At 72.0% G+C, this 17,952-nt stretch carries 16 protein-coding genes; 7 read left to right on the top strand and 9 right to left on the bottom strand.

Going from position 1 to position 17,952, the window contains the following annotated elements; translation table 11 throughout:
* Nucleotides 1–170 precede the first annotated feature (170 nt).
* Complete coding sequence (locus ACZ55A_RS26965; RefSeq protein WP_468844995.1) at nt 171–380, bottom strand: hypothetical protein; 210 nt, start codon at nt 378–380, stop codon at nt 171–173.
* Between the two features lie 180 nt (nt 381–560).
* Between ACZ55A_RS26965 and ACZ55A_RS26960 the strand changes: the two genes are divergently transcribed.
* Together ACZ55A_RS26960 and ACZ55A_RS26955 are read left to right on the top strand one after the other, a co-directional pair.
* A complete protein-coding gene (locus tag ACZ55A_RS26960; RefSeq protein ID WP_468844993.1) occupies nt 561–1,403 on the top strand; it encodes a helix-turn-helix domain-containing protein in 843 nt (280 codons plus the stop codon).
* Entirely contained in the window at nt 1,385–1,675 is a 291-nt protein-coding gene (locus tag ACZ55A_RS26955; RefSeq protein WP_468844990.1) for a DUF397 domain-containing protein, read from the top strand. Before ACZ55A_RS26960 ends, ACZ55A_RS26955 begins: the two co-directional genes overlap by 19 nt.
* Nucleotides 1,676–1,732: 57 nt before the next feature.
* Here the strand turns inward: ACZ55A_RS26955 and ACZ55A_RS26950 are convergent, their stop codons facing one another.
* Nucleotides 1,733–2,557 carry an SDR family NAD(P)-dependent oxidoreductase gene (locus ACZ55A_RS26950; protein WP_468844987.1) on the bottom strand — a complete coding sequence of 275 codons (825 nt, stop codon included), beginning with the start codon at nt 2,555–2,557 and terminating at the stop codon, nt 1,733–1,735.
* A 233-nt stretch (nt 2,558–2,790) separates the two neighbouring features.
* On the opposite strand from ACZ55A_RS26950, the gene ACZ55A_RS26945 reads away from it, so the two are divergent.
* Nucleotides 2,791–3,984 carry an NAD(P)/FAD-dependent oxidoreductase gene (locus tag ACZ55A_RS26945; protein ID WP_468844984.1) on the top strand — a complete coding sequence of 398 codons (1,194 nt, stop codon included), beginning with the start codon at nt 2,791–2,793 and terminating at the stop codon, nt 3,982–3,984.
* Nucleotides 3,981–4,898 (top strand): RNA polymerase sigma-70 factor, encoded by a 918-nt coding sequence (locus ACZ55A_RS26940; protein ID WP_468844982.1) that lies wholly within the window; start codon nt 3,981–3,983, stop codon nt 4,896–4,898. The genes ACZ55A_RS26945 and ACZ55A_RS26940 overlap by 4 nt, the downstream gene beginning before the upstream one ends.
* A 50-nt stretch (nt 4,899–4,948) precedes the next feature.
* Here ACZ55A_RS26940 and ilvD read toward each other — a convergent pair whose 3' ends face one another.
* From ilvD to ACZ55A_RS26920, 4 genes are all read right to left on the bottom strand, one after another.
* Nucleotides 4,949–6,799 (bottom strand): dihydroxy-acid dehydratase, encoded by a 1,851-nt coding sequence (gene ilvD / locus ACZ55A_RS26935; RefSeq protein ID WP_468844979.1) that lies wholly within the window; start codon nt 6,797–6,799, stop codon nt 4,949–4,951.
* 206 nt (nt 6,800–7,005) lie between these two features.
* A complete protein-coding gene (locus ACZ55A_RS26930; protein WP_468844976.1) occupies nt 7,006–7,635 on the bottom strand; it encodes a TetR/AcrR family transcriptional regulator in 630 nt (209 codons plus the stop codon).
* Entirely contained in the window at nt 7,632–8,456 is an 825-nt protein-coding gene (locus ACZ55A_RS26925) for a sugar phosphate isomerase/epimerase family protein (RefSeq protein WP_468844974.1), read from the bottom strand. Before ACZ55A_RS26925 ends, ACZ55A_RS26930 begins: the two co-directional genes overlap by 4 nt.
* Before the next feature lie 333 nt (nt 8,457–8,789).
* Nucleotides 8,790–9,716 (bottom strand): Ppx/GppA family phosphatase, encoded by a 927-nt coding sequence (locus tag ACZ55A_RS26920; protein WP_468844971.1) that lies wholly within the window; start codon nt 9,714–9,716, stop codon nt 8,790–8,792.
* 77 nt (nt 9,717–9,793) lie between these two features.
* Between ACZ55A_RS26920 and ACZ55A_RS26915 the strand changes: the two genes are divergently transcribed.
* Nucleotides 9,794–10,657, top strand: coding sequence for a DUF3109 family protein (locus ACZ55A_RS26915; protein ID WP_468844968.1), 864 nt, complete (start codon nt 9,794–9,796; stop codon nt 10,655–10,657).
* A 123-nt stretch (nt 10,658–10,780) separates the two neighbouring features.
* Here ACZ55A_RS26915 and ACZ55A_RS26910 read toward each other — a convergent pair whose 3' ends face one another.
* Nucleotides 10,781–12,538 carry a BACON domain-containing protein gene (locus ACZ55A_RS26910; RefSeq protein ID WP_468844965.1) on the bottom strand — a complete coding sequence of 586 codons (1,758 nt, stop codon included), beginning with the start codon at nt 12,536–12,538 and terminating at the stop codon, nt 10,781–10,783.
* 245 nt (nt 12,539–12,783) lie between these two features.
* Here ACZ55A_RS26910 and radA point away from each other — a divergent pair, with 245 nt between their 5' ends.
* Nucleotides 12,784–14,196, top strand: coding sequence for a DNA repair protein RadA (radA, locus tag ACZ55A_RS26905; RefSeq protein WP_468844962.1), 1,413 nt, complete (start codon nt 12,784–12,786; stop codon nt 14,194–14,196).
* Between the two features lie 125 nt (nt 14,197–14,321).
* Nucleotides 14,322–15,446 carry a DNA integrity scanning diadenylate cyclase DisA gene (disA, locus tag ACZ55A_RS26900; RefSeq protein ID WP_468844959.1) on the top strand — a complete coding sequence of 375 codons (1,125 nt, stop codon included), beginning with the start codon at nt 14,322–14,324 and terminating at the stop codon, nt 15,444–15,446.
* Nucleotides 15,447–15,665: 219 nt separating this feature from the next.
* Here disA and ACZ55A_RS26895 read toward each other — a convergent pair whose 3' ends face one another.
* Nucleotides 15,666–16,652: an NAD-dependent epimerase/dehydratase family protein gene (locus ACZ55A_RS26895; protein WP_468844957.1), complete on the bottom strand. Its 987-nt coding sequence runs from the start codon at nt 16,650–16,652 to the stop codon at nt 15,666–15,668.
* A gap of 183 nt (nt 16,653–16,835) precedes the next feature.
* The gene (locus ACZ55A_RS26890) at nt 16,836–17,651 is read right to left on the bottom strand and encodes a hypothetical protein (RefSeq protein WP_468844955.1); all 816 of its coding nucleotides are present in this window, start codon (nt 17,649–17,651) and stop codon (nt 16,836–16,838) included.
* Between the last annotated feature and the right edge of the window lie 301 nt (nt 17,652–17,952).

The following is a 17,952-nucleotide window of genomic DNA, read 5'->3' as shown; positions in this document are numbered from 1 at the left end:
AGCTCAGTGCCCCGCCCCGTGGCAGGGACAGCCGCAGGCTTCGCGCCGCACCCCGGGGACCGAGGTGACCCCGGGGTCGGCGGCCCCCTTGTCGCACGCCGCGTGCCGGCCGATGTGGCACGCCGGGGAGATGTACGGGCCGGGCGCGCAGGGCCGCGCAAGGAGCGGGTTCACCGGACGCCCGCGCCCGTGAGCACGGCGATGAGCCGGTGCGCGGTCTCCACATTGCAGCGCCCCAACTCGACCAGCGGACGCGGGTGTCGGTACGTATACGACACCGGGTCGACGCTCAGCGACGGCAGCACGATGCCCGCCCGGTGCAGCGCGGCGGCCAGCTCGTCACACACCGCCTCCGCCTCGTCGATCTGATGGCTGGTCATGGTGCGGCTCCTGTCTGCCGGTTCTCTTCGGTTCCCTTACAGAGCGCCGGACACATGACTACGGTGAGTGTTCCGGCCATTACGAGAATGGACCCGGAAACGGGCACGAAGGCCGTCCGCGGGCTGTGCTTCGCCGCCCCGCACCGTTAAGTTCCACACCTTCCACGGAGGAGGGCTGCCATGCCGCCGAGACGAGCGGTCACCGGACGGAGCCAGGAGCCGCGCCGACGCTTTGCGGAGGAGCTGCGATTACTACGGGCGAAGAAGGGCGACAGCCTGCGGAAGCTCGGCGAGGTGCTGGGTTGGGACTCGTCGCTGTTCGGCAAGTTGGAGAGCGGCCAGACGCTGGGGAGCCCGGAGGTGGTGGAGGCGCTGGCCCAGCATTACGGCACGGGGGATCTTCTGCTGACGCTCTGGGAGTTGGCGGCCGGGGATCCGACGCAGTTCAAGGAGCAGTACCGCCGGTATATGACGCTGGAAGCCGAAGCGTTGAGCATGTGGCACTTCGGAGTCAGCACCATTCATGGGCTGCTCCAGACGGAAGGCTACGCACGTACCTTGCTCGCGGCGGGAGACATCGCCGGCGAAGAGCTGACACGGCAGGTGGAAGCGCGCATAGGGCGCCGCCAGTCGCTGAGTGGCGACGATCCGCCACGGTTCCGGACCATCCTGTCCGAGGCGGTGCTGCGCACGCCGTTGGCCGATGCCGTGGAGTGGCGGAAGCAGCTTGAGCACCTGGTCGTGGCAACCGAGCGTCCGAACATTGCACTCCACGTGCTGCCGTTCAGCGCCGGGCCGTACGACTTGGTCAGCACCGACGTGATCTTTCTGCGGCTGCTGGACGGCCGCACGGTGGCCTACACCGAGAACGCCCACCGTGGTGAACTCATCCAGGAAACCAGCTCGGTTGAGCGTCTGCAACGCGCGTACGATGCGGTGCGTGACCTGGCGTTGAGCCCGGCCGAATCGCGGAAGTTCGTCATGCGGATGTTGGAGGAAGTGCCGTGCGAGCCATCGACCTGAGCACCATCACCTGGCGCAAGTCGAGCTACAGCAACCCTGACGGCGGCGCGTGCATCGAGGTCTCCGATGACTTCCTGACCACCGCCACGTGGCGCAAGTCCAGCTACAGCAACCCCGACGGCGGGAACTGCATCGAAGTCGCCGACGACTTCCCAGCCGTCGTCCCCGTCCGCGACAGCAGGGACCCCCACGGGCCCGCGCTCGTCTTCCCCGCGGCCGCCTGGTCCTCCTTCGTCGACGCCGTCAAGGACCGGTCGCTGCCCGGCGTCTGACGTACAACTGGTCATCGCGGGCCCCCGTCGCCGACGACGACAGGGGCCACGGCTCGGTCAGGCCCGGGTGCCGCCGTCCACCCGGAGGACGGTGCCGGTGACGTAGGAGGAGCGGTCGCTGAGGAGCCAGGCGGCGGCCTGGGCGACCTCGTCCGGGTCGGCGATGCGGCGCAGCGGGGTCTGCGCCGTGAGCCGCTCGAGGACGCCGGGGGTGTTCTCCTCCCAGGCGCGGATCATCTCGGTGAGCGTGGCGCCGGGCGCGATGGCGTTGACGCGGATGCCCTCGGGACCGTACGTGACGGCGGCCGACTCGGTAAGGCTGTTGAGCGCCCGCTTCAGGGCGCCGTACACGGGCAGTTCGGGGTTGCCTCGCAGGCTGCCGATGCTGGAGTTGTTGACGATGGCTCCCGTCCCGGCGGTGGCGCGGATGGCGGCGACCTCGGCGGTCATGGCCAGCCACTGGCCCTTGAGGTTCACCGTATAGGCGTGGTCGAAGTCGGCCTCCCGGGCCTGGTCCATCGGGCCCGGCGGCACGCTCGTCGCGCCGTTGTTGAAGGCCGCGTCGAGCCGGCCGTACAGCTCCACGGTCCGGTCGACGGCGGCCTGGACGCTCGCCGAGTCCGCCAGGTCGCACAGCACGTAGTGCGCGGTGCCGCCCGATGCCCGGATCTCCTCGGTGACCGCCTTGAGTTGGGCCTCGGTACGGGCCGCCAGCATGACGCGGGCGCCCTCCCGGGCGAACAGCCGCGCCGCGGCGGCACCGATGCCGCGCCCGGCGCCGGTGATGAAGACGGCCTTCCCGGCCAGCAGCCCGGCAGCGGGGGCAGCTTGGGCGTCCGCCGCGGAGGGGAGGGATGTATCGGTGGTGGGTGCGTTGTCCATGACAGTCAGCCTGCACCCGTCCGGATCACGGATCCAGGCTCCAGCGGTACCTGGTCGATCATGATTGAATGCTGCGCGTCGCGGCGCTCGGGGTGCTGATGCCGCGCCCGCCCGCCCTCTCCTCGTGATGTGACGCAGGTCACGTCCGCCCGACGTCACGAACGGAAGGGCAGCTTGCGTCTGGTGGTCGTCCGCACAGCGGGAACGACCAACACGAAAGCGATGGCAGAGCGATGAACGCGACAGCAGCGCAGCAGCACGAGGTCCTGGTCCTGGGTGCCGGCTACGCCGGGCTCTCCGCCGCGATCCAGCTCGCGGCCCGCACCAGGAAGCGTGGGAACCTGCGAGTGACGCTGGTCAACCCCTACGACAACTTCACCGAGCGGCTCCGACTGCACATGACCGCCACCGGCCAGGAGACGGCCGAGATGAACATCCCGGAGCTGCTGGACGGCACCGGCGCCGCCTTCGTGCGCGGCTGGGTCACCGCCGTGGACGCCGAGGCGAAGACCGTCCGGATCGACGACGACCGGGTCCTGCGCTACGACACCCTGGTCTACGGCCTGGGCAGCATCGCGGACACCGTCGCCGTCCCCGGCGTGGACGACCACGCCTACACCCTCAACAGCCCGGAGGACGCCGCCCTCCTCGCCGACCGGCTGACCCGGCTCGACGGCGGGACCGTCGTGGTCGGCGGCAGCGGCCTCACCGGCGTCGAGGCCGCCGCGGAGATCGCCGAGCGGCACCCGGAGCTCCAGGTGGTGCTGCTGGGCCGGCAGGAGCCGGGCGCGAGCATGCACCCGAAGGCCAAGGCCCACCTGGACGCGGCGCTCGCCCGGGTCGGCGTGCGGGTGCGCAGCGGCGTCGAGGTGGTCAAGGTGCTGCCGGACAGCGTCGAGCTCGCGGACGGCTCCGGCATCCCGGCGGCCGCGGTGTTGTGGACCAGCGGCACCCGCGTCTCGCCGCTGGCTGCCACCGCGGGCCTGACCGTCGACGAGCGCGGCCATGTGGTCACCGACAGTGCGCTGCGCTCGGTCTCCCACCCGGATGTCTACGCCGTGGGCGACGCGGCGGCGATCCGTCAGGGCTACGGCGTGATGCACGGGACCTGCCAGGGCGGCATGCCCACCGGCGTGCACGCCGCCCTCTCGATCCTGCGGGTGCTGGCCGGCAAGGAGCCCAAGCCCTTCCGCTTCGGCTACTACCACACACCCGTCAGCCTGGGCCGGAACGATGCCGTCGTGCAGTTCACCCACCCCGACGACAGCCCGCGCCGGCTCGTGCTGACCGGCAAGCGAGCCGCGAAGTACAAGGAGACGGTCACCGCCGCGCCGTGGCCGACCTTCGCCCGCATGAAGAAGATGCCCGCCTCGGGCGCGTTCTGGCCGCACGGCGGCCGCTACACCCGGATACGGAGCGCCAAGTGACCCAGCCGCAGCAGGCCGGCCCCGACCAGCTCGCCTTCCAGCAGTACCGCAACCTGCTCTTCTCCGTCGCCTACCGGCTCCTCGGCACCGCCGCCGATGCCGAGGACGCGGTCCAGGACGCCTGGCTCAAGTGGTCGGCGGTCGACCGCTCCCAGGTCGCCGACCCCAAGGCCTATCTGACCCGGATCGTCTCCAACCTGGCGGTGGAGCGGCTCCGTTCGACCCGCCACCAGCGTGAGACCTACGTCGGGCCATGGCTCCCCGAGCCGATCCTCACCGGCCCGGACACCGCCGACGGCGTCGCCACGGCGGACTCGGTCTCCATGGCCCTGCTGGTCGTCCTGGAGACGCTGAGCCCCCTGGAGCGCGCAGTCTTCGTGCTGAAGGAGGTCTTCGCCTTCAGCTACGCGGAGATCGCGGAGACGGTGGAACGCTCGGAGCCGGCGGTCCGGCAGGCCGCGCACCGCGCCCGCGGGCACGTCCAGGCCCGCCGGCCCCGATTCCCCGCGGACCGCGCCCGCCAACGCGACGTCACCGAGCGCTTTTTCGCGGCGACGTCGGGCGGCGACATCAACACCCTCATGGAGCTGCTCTCCCCGGACGTGACGCTGTGGACCGATGGCGGCGGCAAGGTCCGCCAGGCCCTCAAGCCGGTCGTCGGCCTGGAGACCGTGGCCCGTTGGTTCGCCGCGCTCGGCACCGTGACCTACCAGGGCATCGAGCCCGGGCAGATGCAGGCAGAGCTCACCTGGATCAACGGCGGCCCGGGCGTGGTCTTCCGCGGCCCGGACCGCGTGGTCGCCACGCTGACCTTCGACTTCGACCGGGAAGGCCGCATCTCGACCATCCACAACGTGGCCAACCCGGACAAGCTCCACGCCGTCGCCGACGGCACTCGGCACGAACTCTCCTGAGCTGCCCGATCGTGGCGGGCAGGCTGGGGTCTGCGTACGTACGCCCCGTATCAGCCGAGCTTGGTCACGTCCCGGACCGCGCCCTTGTCCGCGCTGGTGGCCATGGCAGCGTAGGCGCGCAGGGCCGCCGAGACCTTGCGTTCGCGGGACTTGGGGGCGTAGACGCCGCCCAGGGCCTCGCGGCGGGCCGCCAACTCCTCGTCGCTCACCAGGAGTTCGATCGAACGGTGCGGGATGTCGATGCGGATCCGGTCGCCGTCCTCGACGAGGGCGATGGTGCCGCCGGACGCTGCCTCCGGGGAGGCGTGGCCGATGGACAGGCCCGACGTGCCGCCGGAGAAGCGGCCGTCGGTGACCAGGGCGCAGGCCTTGCCCAGACCGCGGCCCTTGAGGAACGACGTCGGGTACAGCATCTCCTGCATGCCGGGGCCGCCCTTGGGGCCCTCGTAGCGGATGACGACGACGTCGCCTTCCTTGACCTGCTTGTTGAGGATCTTGTCGACGGCTTCTTCCTGGGACTCGCAGACGACCGCCGGGCCCTCGAAGGTCCAGATGGACTCGTCGACACCCGCGGTCTTCACGACGCAGCCGTCCTCGGCGATGTTGCCCTTGAGGACCGCCAGGCCGCCGTCCTGGGAGTAGGCGTGCTCGACGGAGCGGATGCAGCCGCCCTCGGCGTCCACGTCCAGCGACGCCCAGCGCTCGGACTGCGAGAAGGCGGTGGCGGAGCGCTTGCAGCCGGGGGCGGCGTGCCACAGCTCGACGGCCTCGGCGGACGGCGAACCGCCGCGCACGTCCCAGGTCTTGAGCCAGTCGGCGAGGGTGGCCGAGTGGACGGTGTGCACGTCCTCGTTGAGCATGCCGCCGCGGTAGAGCTCGCCGAGGATGGCGGGGATGCCGCCGGCGCGGTGCACGTCCTCCATGTAGTACGTGCCACCGGGGGCGACGTTCGGGGCGACCTTGGCCAGGCACGGGACGCGGCGCGAGACGGCGTCGATGTGCTTGAGGTCGTAGTCGAGCTCGGCCTCCTGGGCGGCGGCGAGCAGGTGGAGGATGGTGTTCGTGGAGCCGCCCATGGCGATGTCGAGGGCCATGGCGTTCTCGAAAGCGGCCTGGGTGGCGATGTTGCGCGGCAGGACGGACTCGTCGCCGTCCTCGTAGTAGCGCTTGGTGATCTCCACGACCGTGCGGCCAGCGTTCTCGTACAGCGCGCGGCGGGCGGTGTGGGTGGCGAGCACCGAGCCGTTGCCGGGGAGGCTCAGACCGATGGCCTCGGTGAGGCAGTTCATCGAGTTGGCGGTGAACATGCCGGAGCAGGAACCGCAGGTGGGACAGGCGTTCTCCTCGATGCGGAGGACGTCCTCGTCGGAGACGCTGTCGTTGACCGAGTCGACGATGGCGTTGATCAGGTCGAGCTTGCGGACCGTACCGTCGACGAGGGTGGCCTGACCGGCCTCCATCGGGCCACCGGAGACGAAGACCACCGGGATGTTGAGGCGCATCGCGGCCATCAGCATGCCGGGGGTGATCTTGTCGCAGTTGGAGATGCAGATCAGCGCGTCGGCGCAGTGCGCCTCGACCATGTACTCCACCGAGTCCGCGATCAGGTCGCGGGAGGGCAGGGAGTACAGCATGCCGCCGTGGCCCATGGCGATGCCGTCGTCCACGGCGATGGTGTTGAACTCGCGCGGAACGGCGCCGGCGGCGCGGATGGCGTCGGAGACGATCCGGCCGACCGGGGCGAGGTGGGTGTGACCGGGCACGAACTCGGTGAAGGAGTTGGCGACCGCGACGATCGGCTTGCCGATGTCCTCGCTCGCTACACCCGAGGCCCGCATAAGGGCGCGGGCGCCCGCCATGTTGCGGCCATGGGTAACGGTGCGGGACCTCAGCTCAGGCACGATGGTCACTCCCTCGGGATACGTAGCAGCTCATTCGAGGTTACGCTCTTGATCCAAGATCCGGACACCGACTCCGGTATGTGAGATGCCCGCCCGCACTACGGACAGCACCCCGCCGATGCCACCGAGGAATACCGCCCCGGCCCGCCACGTTGTGGCCCTGCAAGGGGAGCCCGGAACCCCTAGAGCATCCGTTCGACCGCCCCTTAGGGGCTCGTCAGATACCGCTGAAGTGTCGGCGCCACCATCGCGACGATCTCCTCCAGCTCCGCCGAAGCCATCGGCTCCATCTTGATCACATAGCGCAGCATGGCGATCCCGATCAGATGGCTCGCCGCCAGCTGCGCCCGGAACTTCGGGTCCGGTACGTGCAGTTCGCCCGCCACCCGCTCCAGGAGACGGCGCTCGACCAGCCCGCGCAGCACCGTCGCGGCGGTGTCATTGGTCAGCGCCGAGCGCATGATCGCCAGCAGCGGCGGCCGGCTGACCGGGTTCTCCCAGATGCCGAACACGAAGCGGGCCATCCGCTCGCCCACCCCGGCCTCGTCGCCGCCCGCGAGGGCGTCCGGCATGGTCAGGGCCGGCGCGAAGGTCAGCTCGATGGCCGCGGCGAAGACCTGCTCCTTGGTGCCGAAGTAGTGGTGCACCAGCGCCGCGTCCACCCCGGCCGCCTTCGCGATACCGCGGACCGAGGTCTTGTCGTAACCGCGCTCGGCGAACTGCGTACGGGCCGCGGCCAGGATCCGCTCCCGGGCGCCCGGCCCGTCACCGGCCTCGTCCCGCGCGGGCCGGCCACGACGGCGGGCCGGCCGCGGGGGCCGCGGCTGCTCGGTCACGAACCGGGAACCCGGCTCGGCGAGGCCAGATGCAGCCGGGTGAAGGCCAGTGCCTCCGCCAGGTCCGCCTCCCGTTCCGCGGCCGACATCGCCCGGCGGGTGTTGACCTCGACGACCACATGCCCGGCGAAGCCATTGGCGGCCAGCCGCTCCAGCACCTCGGCGCAGGGCTGGCTGCCGCGCCCCGGCACCAGATGCTCGTCCTTGGCGGAGCCGTTGCCGTCGGCGAGATGGACGTGCGCCAGCCGGTCACCCATCCGCGAGACCATCTCCAGCGCGTCATTGCGCGCGGTCGCGGTGTGCGAAAGATCGACCGTGAAGTGCCGGTAGTCGTCGTTGGTGGGGTCCCAGTCCGGGGCGTACGCCAGCATCTCGCGGTCCCGGTAGCGCCACGGGTACATGTTCTCGACCGCGAACTTCACATCCGTCTCGCCCGCCATGCGCCACACCCCGCGGACGAATTCCCGCGCATAGCTGCGCTGCCAGCGGAACGGCGGGTGCACGACCACGGTCGACGCGCCCAGCTTCTCCGCGGCATTACGGGCCCGCTGCAACTTCACCCAGGGGTCGGTCGACCAGACGCGCTGGGTGATCAGCAGACACGGCGCGTGCACGGCGAGCACCGGCACCCCGTGGTAGTCGGACAGCCGGCGCAGCGCCTCGATGTCCTGGCTGACCGGGTCGGTCCACACCATGACCTCGACGCCGTCGTATCCCAGGCGCGCGGCGATCTCGAAGGCCGTCGCCGTCGACTCCGGATACACCGAGGCGGTGGACAGCGCGATCTTCGCATCCGGGATGCGCACCACTGGCTCTGTCACGAGGGACAGCGTACGGGCCGGACGTGCGCACAGGGCAGGAGGTTCGGACCGCCGCGGCACGGCGCTGCGCGCGGGCCGACCGGCTCCCCACAGGCCAGGGGAGGCAGGGACGGACGCGACGGGCGTGACGGCGCGCCCCAGCGGACGTGACGAGTCTCACGCGGACCGGCGGCCCCGGCAGACGTATGGACGACGGCCCCGGCCGCCGTAGGCCCATGGGCAGTGGACCGGTCCGTGGAAGCCCTCCGGCAGGTGGTCCAGTCCCGGTAGGCCCTACGGCAGGTCGTCCAGCCGCCGTAAGCCCGACGGCAGGTCGTCCAGCCGCCGTAAGCCCTACGGCAGGTGGTCCAGCCGCCGCAGGATCACGCCCTCCCGCAGCGCCCACGGGCAGATCTCCAGCGTCTCCACCCCGAACAGGTCCATCGCCGCCTCGGCGACCAGCGCCCCGGCCAGCAGCTGCCGCGACCGCCCCTCGGACACGCCAGGGAGCTCCACCCGCTCCTGCGCGGACATCCCGGCCAGCCGCGGCACCCACTCCTCCAGCTTCTTGCGGGTCAGTTCACGCTGGACGTAAAGCCCCTCGGCGGACCGCGCGGCGCCCGCGATCCGGGCCAGCTGCTTGAACGTCTTGGACGTGCCGACGACCTGGTCCGGCGTGCCGTAGCGGCTGAATTCGCTCACCACCTTGGCGATCTCGGCGCGCACCCGGCGGCGCAGGGTCCGTACGTCCTCGGATTCCGGCGGGTCCCCGGGCAGATCGGCCGCGGTCAGCCGGCCCGCGCCCAGCGGCAGCGACACCGCCACGTCCGGGTCCTCGTCCAGGCCGTACGCGATCTCCAGCGAGCCGCCGCCGATGTCCAGGACCAGCAGCCGGCCCGCGGACCAGCCCAGCCAGCGGCGGGCGGCGAGGAATGTGAGGCGCGCCTCGTCCTCCCCGGAGAGCACCTGAAGCTCGACACCCGTCTCCAGGGCGACCCGGCGCAGCACCTCCTCACCGTTGGAGGCCTCGCGCACCGCGGAGGTGGCGAACGGCAGCACGCTCTCGACACCCTTGTCCTCGGCCACCTGGAGCGCCTCCAGCACGGTGGCCACCAGCCGCTCCACCCCCGCATCGCTTATCGCGCCGCCCTCGTCGAGGAGTTCGGCAAGGCGCAGCTCCGCCTTGTGCGAATAGGCGGGCAGCGGGCGCGCGCCCGGGTGTGCGTCCACCACCAGCAGATGGACCGTATTCGAACCCACATCGAGGACACCGAGTCTCATACGGGGAAACCTACTGCGCGGACGGCGCACTCCTCTCGGCGCGGTCGGTCCACGTGGCGGCCCCGTACGCTGGACTCGTGGCAAAGACGAAAAAGGCGAAGCACGAAAAAGCGCTGAAGAAGGAAGAAAAGCGGCGCGCCCAGGCGGCCGGCGGCGAACAGTCCCCGGCCGACGAGGTCGGACTCGACTTCGCCCGCGCCTGGGTCACCTTCCCCGACCCCGCCGACGACGAACAGCTCTTCCGCTGCGACCTGACCTGGCTGACGTCCCGCTGGACCTGCATCTTCGGCAGCGGCTGCCAGGGCATCCAGGCCGGCCGGGCCGACGACGGCTGCTGCACGCTCGGCGCGCACTTCTCCGACGAGGACGACGAGAAGCGGGTGGCCGGGCATGTGGCACGGCTCACGCCCGAGCTGTGGCAGTTCCACGACGTGGGCACGGAGACCGGCTGGGTCGAGGTCGACGAGGACGGCGAGCGGCAGACCCGCCGCTGGCAGGGCTCGTGCATCTTCCAGAACCGCCCCGGCTTCGCGGCCGGCGCGGGCTGCTCGCTGCACATCCTCGCCCTGCGCGAGGGCCGCGAGCCGCTGGAGACCAAACCGGACGTCTGCTGGCAGCTGCCGATCCGGCGCACCTACGAGTGGATCGACCGGCCGGACGACACCCGGGTGCTCCAGGTGACGATCGGCGAGTACGACCGCCGCGGCTGGGGCCCGGGCGGCCATGACCTGCACTGGTGGTGCACCTCGGCGACGTCGGCGCACGGCGCGGGCGAGCCGGTGTACGTCTCGTACAAGCCGGAGCTGACCGAGCTGATGGGCAAGAAGGGCTACGCCCGGCTCGCCGAACTGTGTGAGGAGCGGCTGGCGGCGACGCTGCCGATGGCACCGCATCCGGCGGACCCCAAGAAGCCGCAGAAGGCGGAGAAGGCAGAGAAGTAGCCGCCGGGGCGCCGCGGGGGCCACCTGCCACGGTGGCCCCTTCAGCGCGCCGGCGCTGTGGCCTCCTGCCGCCGTGGCCCCTCAGCGCGCCGGCGCCGCGGGCTTCCCGCCACGGCGGCCGGGTCAGCGCGCCGGATGCGTCGTGTTCGACGGGGTCGAGGGCGGGGTGGGGCCGCTCGTGGTCGGGCTCGGGCTCGGGTTGGTGGGCGACGGTCTCGTGGGCGTCGGCGTGGGCGTCGGATCCGTCGGCGTCGGCGTGGACGGACGGGTCGGCTTCGGATGCGAGGGGACCGGCGTCGGATGGGTGGGCTGCGGCTCGTGCGGGCCCGGCGCCGGGGCGGTCGTGCCGTGGCCGTGGATCGTGACGGCGGTCCCGCCGGGCTCGACGGCGATCCTGGCCCGCCAGTGGCCCGCCGGCTCCCGGTCGTGGTCCACGGAGACCATGATCGTGGTGGTCTCCCCCGGCCGCAGAAAGCCCGCCGTACGGCTCATCTGGAGCCAGGCCGCACCCGCCGCGGCGGTCCAGTGCACCGGCGCGCCACCCGACGCGCTGAGCGTGATCACCGTCGTTCCGCCGCTCGGCTGCGCGGCGACCGTCAGCCGGCCCGGCCCCTTCTCCACCCGGCCCACCGACGCGCGCGGGCTGCTGCCCGGGCTGACCACCTCCACCGACACATCGGGCGTCCCGTCCCCGGCCGTGAAGCCGGGCGCGGGCGTCGTATGGGCATTGCCGGCGTTCTCGTACGGACGGCCGCCCAGCCGCGGGCCGGCCTCGGTGTCGTTGGCGGCCACCGAGGGCGTGGCGTCCGCGGCCTCGTCCGTGGCGGGGCCACCGCGGTAGGCCGCCCACAGGGCCAGCACCGGCGCCGCGATCACCGTGGCGACGATGGTGGTGGTCAGCGCCCGGGCGCGCAGCCTGCGGCGCCGGGCGGCCCGGTCCGTGGGGGTGCCGACGGGGAAACCGCTGCGGTTGTAGCGAGGAGAACCGTTTGGCCCACTCGTCCGGCCCCCGCGGCCGGCGCCGGGCACCCCCTCTGCGCGCCCCGAACGGGCACGCCGGGCCGCCGCCAGCGCGCCCCGCACGGCGTCCCGGGGCGCGCTGACCAACGGCAGACTGCCCTGCGCCGGCGCGGTACCCGGCCAGGTCCCCGGGACGGTGGCCCGCTCGGCGGTCCGCCGGCACTCGGCACAGTCGTCGACATGCCGCACCAGCTCCCGGCTCAGCGCCGCACCCAGCAGCATCTGACTGTCGCCCGCCAGCTGCGCGACCTCACGGCAGCGCCCGGACTCGACGACGGCCAGCGCCGCCCGGGTCCGTTCGACCTCGCAGGACGCGGTGGCCAGCAGCGCGCGGGTGGCGATCGGGTCGGCACCGACCACCGCGGCGACCTCGTCGGCGGAGAGGTGGTGGCGCACCGAGAGCTCCAGCGCCTCACGCTGCTCGGGGGTGGTGCCGGCGGCCTCCGGCCAGGCCAGCGCGGCCAGTTCCCGCTGCCGCCGCTCGGCATCGCCCACCCCCTTGGCGGCCGGCCGCCCGGACTCCGCGCCGGACCGCTCGGCGAGCCGGCGCAGACAGGCCCACCGGGCCAGGGCGTAGAACCAGCAGCGGTGCAGCGCCTTGTCGGCCGGGCACCGGCCGCGGTGCCGCTCGGCCAGCGCCAGGGTCTCGCCGAGCACGGCGGTCGCCTCGTCGTGGTCGCACAGCACGGACAGGCAGTAGGTGAACAGCCCGTCCAGATACGGCTCGTGGCCTTCGCCCCGGTCACCCGGGGCGCGCGGCGCGGACCGCTGCGGCGGCTGGGGGCGGCTCCGGCGCCGGTCGTCGCCGCGCGACCGGTGTGCGCCGGTGGAGTGCGTGGGGTGCTCGGGCCTGCTGCTCATCACCCCGGCGACGGTAGGGGGATGATGCAGCCAGGCCTGCTCGCCTCGGACAGTTTTAACCCTTACGGGTGACCATCTCCCTCAAAAGAGGACACGAGCGGGCCTTTCCCCCAGCCCCACACCTCGTGTAAGCCACCCGGTCGGTGTACGCCCCCTCGGCGCAACCGACGACGAGCCGGCGCCCGCGCCCCGCACGCCTACAGCGCGGCGGCGGCACTGTCAGACCCCGCCGCTACGGTGACCCCATGGCAACTCGTAAATCGCCGGGCAAGGACCGTCCCTCGTACCGCTGCACGGAGTGCGGCTGGACCACCGCGAAGTGGCTCGGCCGCTGCCCCGAGTGCCAGGCGTGGGGCACGGTCGAGGAGTTCGGCGGCGCCCCCGCCGTGCGCACGACCGCCGCCGGCCGGGTCACCACCGCCGCCCTGCCCATCGGCCAGGTCGACGGCCGGCAGGCCACCGCCCGCTCCACCGGCGTCGACGAACTCGACCGGGTACTGGGCGGCGGACTCGTCCCCGGCGCCGTCGTGCTCCTCGCCGGCGAACCCGGCGTCGGCAAGTCCACCCTCCTCCTGGACGCCGCCGCCAAGGCCGCCTCCGACGACCACCGCACCCTGTACGTGACCGGTGAGGAGTCCGCCAGCCAGGTACGGCTGCGCGCCGACCGCATCGGCGCCATCGACGACCACCTCTACCTGGCCGCCGAGACCGACCTCTCCGCCGTCCTCGGCCACCTCGACACCGTCAAACCCTCCCTCCTCGTCCTCGACTCGGTGCAGACCGTCGCCTCCCCCGAGATCGACGGGGCGCCCGGCGGCATGGCCCAGGTCCGCGAAGTCGCCGGCGCCCTGATCCGGGCCTCCAAGGAACGCGGCATGTCCACCCTCCTCGTCGGCCACGTCACCAAGGACGGCGCGATCGCCGGCCCCCGCCTCCTGGAACACCTCGTCGACGTCGTCCTCCACTTCGAAGGCGACCGCCACGCCCGCCTCCGCCTGGTCCGCGGCGTCAAGAACCGCTACGGCACCACCGACGAGGTCGGCTGCTTCGAACTCCACGACGAAGGGATCACCGGCCTCGCCGACCCCTCCGGCCTCTTCCTCACCCGCCGCGCCGAACCCGTCCCCGGCACCTGCCTCACGGTCACCCTGGAAGGCCGCCGCCCCCTGGTCGCCGAGGTCCAGGCACTGACCGTCGACTCCCAGATCCCCTCCCCCCGGCGCACCACCTCCGGCCTGGAGACCTCCCGCGTCTCGATGATGCTGGCCGTCCTGGAGCAGCGCGGCCGGATCAGCGCCCTCGGCAAACGCGACATCTACAGCGCGACCGTCGGCGGTGTGAAGCTCACCGAACCCGCCGCCGACCTCGCCGTCGCCCTCGCCCTGGCCAGCGCCGCCAGCGACACCCCCCTCCCGAAGAACCTCGTCGCCATCGGCGAGGTCGGCCTCGCGGGCGAGGTCAGACGGGTCACCGGCGTCCAGCGACGGCTCTCCGAAGCGGCCCGCCTCGGCTTCACCCACGCCCTCGTCCCCTCCGACCCCGGCAAGATCCCCGACGGCATGCGGGTCCTGGAGGTCGCCGACGTCGGACAGGCGCTCAGCGTCCTGCCCAAGCGGAAGCGCCGGGAGGCCCCACAGGAAGAGGGCGCGCGCCGGTAGACTTTGCCCTGGTCTCGCCCGTCACCGCAGAATTGCCTGTCGGCCACGTACGCTCCGGTGGTACGTCAACCACAGCATGGGCCGGGCGGCCTGCGGACCGAGTGACCTTGCGACGGAGGAGTGCAGTGGCAGCCAACGACCGGGCATCGACTCCCGGCAGGTCCGGTGGGAACCCCGGCACCGAGAGCCTGATGCGCGCCTCGCTGAGCGCCGTCGCGCCCGGTACCGCCCTGCGCGACGGCCTGGAGCGCATCCTCCGCGGCAACACCGGCGGACTGATCGTGCTGGGCTTCGACAAGACCGTCGAATCCATGTGCACCGGCGGATTCGTCCTCGACGTCGAATTCACCGCCACCCGCCTGCGCGAGCTGTGCAAGCTCGACGGCGCACTGGTCCTCGACAAGGACATCACCAAGATCCTCCGGGCCGGTGTCCAGCTGGTCCCGGACGCCTCCATCCCCACCGAGGAGACCGGCACCCGCCACCGCACCGCCCAGCGCGTCTCCATCCAGGCCGGCTTCCCGGTCGTCTCCGTCAGCCAGTCCATGCGGCTGATCGCGCTCTACGTGGACGGCGAACGCCGGGTCCTCGAAGAATCCGCCGCCATCCTCTCCCGCGCCAACCAGGCCCTGGCCACCCTGGAGCGCTACAAGCTCCGCCTGGACGAGGTCGCCGGCACCCTCTCCGCCCTCGAGATCGAGGACCTGGTCACCGTCCGCGACGTCACCGCGGTCGCCCAGCGCCTGGAGATGGTCCGCCGGATCGCCACCGAGATCGCCGAGTACGTCGTCGAGCTCGGCACGGACGGCCGGCTCCTCGCCCTCCAGCTCGAAGAGCTGATCGCCGGCGTCGAACCCGAACGCGAACTGGTCGTCCGCGACTACGTCCCCGAGCCCACCGCCAAGCGCTCCCGCACCGTCGCCGAAGCGCTCGCCGAACTGGACGCCCTCAGCCACACCGAACTGCTCGAACTCCCCATCGTGGCCCGCGCCCTGGGCTACAGCGGCGCCCCCGAGACCCTGGACTCCGCGGTCTCCCCCCGCGGCTTCCGCCTGCTGGCCAAGGTCCCCCGCCTCCCCGGCACCGTCATCGACCGCCTCGTCGACCACTTCGGCGGCCTCCAGAAGCTCCTCGCCGCCAGCGTCGACGACCTCCAGACCGTCGAGGGCGTCGGCGAGGCCCGCGCCCGCTCGGTCCGCGAAGGCCTCTCCCGCCTGGCCGAATCGTCAATCCTCGAACGGTACGTGTAGCCGCACGGCAGCCGCAGGATCGGTCCTGCGGCTGCGGTGCGCGGCGCGGCGCTGTCCCCGGCGGCCAGCGGCGATGTCCGCCGGGGGGAGCGTTCGGCGGCGTTGCCCTGCGACGTCCGCCCGGGACCTTGCCTGCCACGTCCGCCAATGGCCGGCGTTGCCCCGTGACGCGTCCGCCGGGGACGCGGCGTGGCCCCACCTCACACGGTGCGGCGCACCCTAACCACCCAGCACGGACGCCTCCTTCCGCGCCGCCAGCCCCACCACCCGCCGGTCCGGCCGCTGCGGCGCCACCCCGCCGATGCTCTTCAGCCAGGCCCAGGTATCGGCCACCGTCTCGCCGACAGGGCGACAACGCAGCCCGGCCGCCACCGCCTTGGACACATCCGCCCCGTACATCGCATCCCTCAGCTCCCCCGGAGTCAGCCAGACCGGCAGCTCGGTCCACGGCTCGATACCGGCGGCGATCACGTCCTCCGGAGCGGTCCAGCGCAACTCCGCATCCGACCCCGTGACCTGCACACAGCTCTCCAGCAGCTCACCCATCGTGGCATGCCCGACCTCGCTCACCACGTTGTAGGCACCACCGCGACCCGCCTGGAGCGCGTCGAGGGTCCACTCGGCCAGATCACGCACATCGACGTACTGCAACGCCATCTCCCGCGGCCCCGGCGCCAGCACCGGCCCACCACGGGCGATCCGCCCCAGCCACCACGGCAGCCGGCCGATGTTCTCGTACGGCCCCAGAATCAGCCCCGCGCGGATCAGCAGCGCCCGGTCCCCGAAGGCATCGGTCGCGGCCAGCTCACCGCCCCGCTTGGCCTCCGCATAGTCGTCACCGTCCGTGGCGTCCGCCGACCCGGCCACCAACGGGCCGTCCTCATCGAGCCCGTACGCGGCCGGATACGCATACACCGACCGGCTGGAAACATACGCATACGTCCCGACCCGGCCCGCCAACAGCCGCGCGGTGTCCCGTACCGCCGAGGGCGCACCGCTCCAGGTGTCGACGACGGCGTCCCACTCCCCCTCCGCCAGGGCCGCCGGCCCCAACGGGTCCCTCCGGTCACCGTGCAGCGCACGCGCGCCCTCCGGCGGCGCATGGTTGCCACGATGAAAGACCGTCACCTGCCAACCCCGCGCCAGCGCCGCCTCGGTGACCGCCCGGCCCACGAACTCCGTTCCACCCAGCATCAGTAGCTTCATGCCGGCGACTCTGCCGGACGAGCAACGGCAGAACCACTACCGCACGCTCTCAGCAGAATCGCCAAGAGCGATCAGACTCCAGGCCTCGGACTTCACGCTTCGGGCTTCAGGCGTCGGGCCTTGGCCCCAACCTTGCTCCGTGAGTGGGTGCCCTGGGCTGGCCTGGCCTGGCCTGGCCTGGCCTCAGTCCTTGGCAAGCACGAAGGACGTACTGGCCGTCTCCAGGCCCGGCACCTTCGCCTCGATCACATACTTCCCGGCCGGCACCACGGCCGAACTCGGCGTCGCACACTGCGGACCACTGGCATGACGGTCCCACTCCACGGTGCGCTTCACCGACCCCTTGGCCGGCACCCGCAGCAGCGACGGCGCAGTGCTCGACGGGCAATCGTTCGAGGCCCACACGGGATCGTCACCGGCCGAGTCGGTGATGGAGAGCACCGCGGCCTTCTGCCCGAGATCCACCTTGCAGGCCGCGTCGGAGGCATTCTCGACCGTCAGCTCGAACGTCGGCTTCTTCCCCGGCGCATAGGAGCCCTTGACGCTGTGCAGGACCAACTCCACCTTCGGAGAAGTGCAGTTGGGAAGTGAGGAGTCGGCCGGAACCACACTGCCCGAGCCCGAGCCGAGCGCCCCGCCGCCACCGGAAGCCGAACCGGAACCACCCCCGGAGCCCCCGTTGCCACCCGACGAGCCCGAGCCACCCCCCGAACCGTCACCCTCGCCCGAGTCCCCGCCGTCACCCGACTCCCCACGCCCGCCCGGCTTTTGGCTGATCGCCGGTCCAGGGGAGGAGGGCCCGGGCGTGATGGAGGTCGCGGGTCCCTTTCCGTGCGAACCACCCTTGCCCTCATCGCTGTTCCCGCCGCCGTCCCCGCCCAGGCTGAGGGCCCAGACGACCAGAACGGTGAGCAGTACGACGATGGCCAGCGCAACGGCCCTCCGCCGCCAGTAGATGGAGGAGGGAAGCGGCCCGATCGGATTGCGCAGTGATCCCACGCGGAAACTCTACGAGAGATCAGCAGCCACACCGGCCACTACCCGCCGCTTCAGGCTGCAACTTTTCCCATCATCAGCCCGCAGCCGACCGCCCACCCGCGTTTCCCCCCGTAACGCACCCAATGCCCCGATACACAGCATCTGCCCCGCCCCGCCCTCACTTTCGCCAGTTACGCCCTCTGCCCTCCGCCAGCTGTGCCACCCCACCCGGCCCCCTACCGTCAAGGATCACGACCAACCCCTGCGCGCCGGCCGGTGGCGCCCCCGGTCGAGACCCAACGACCACGCACACCCCCAAGCC

It is taken from the genome of Streptomyces sp. NPDC034111, from assembly GCF_055575375.1.
This window is presented reverse-complemented; position numbering and strand designations above follow the sequence as displayed.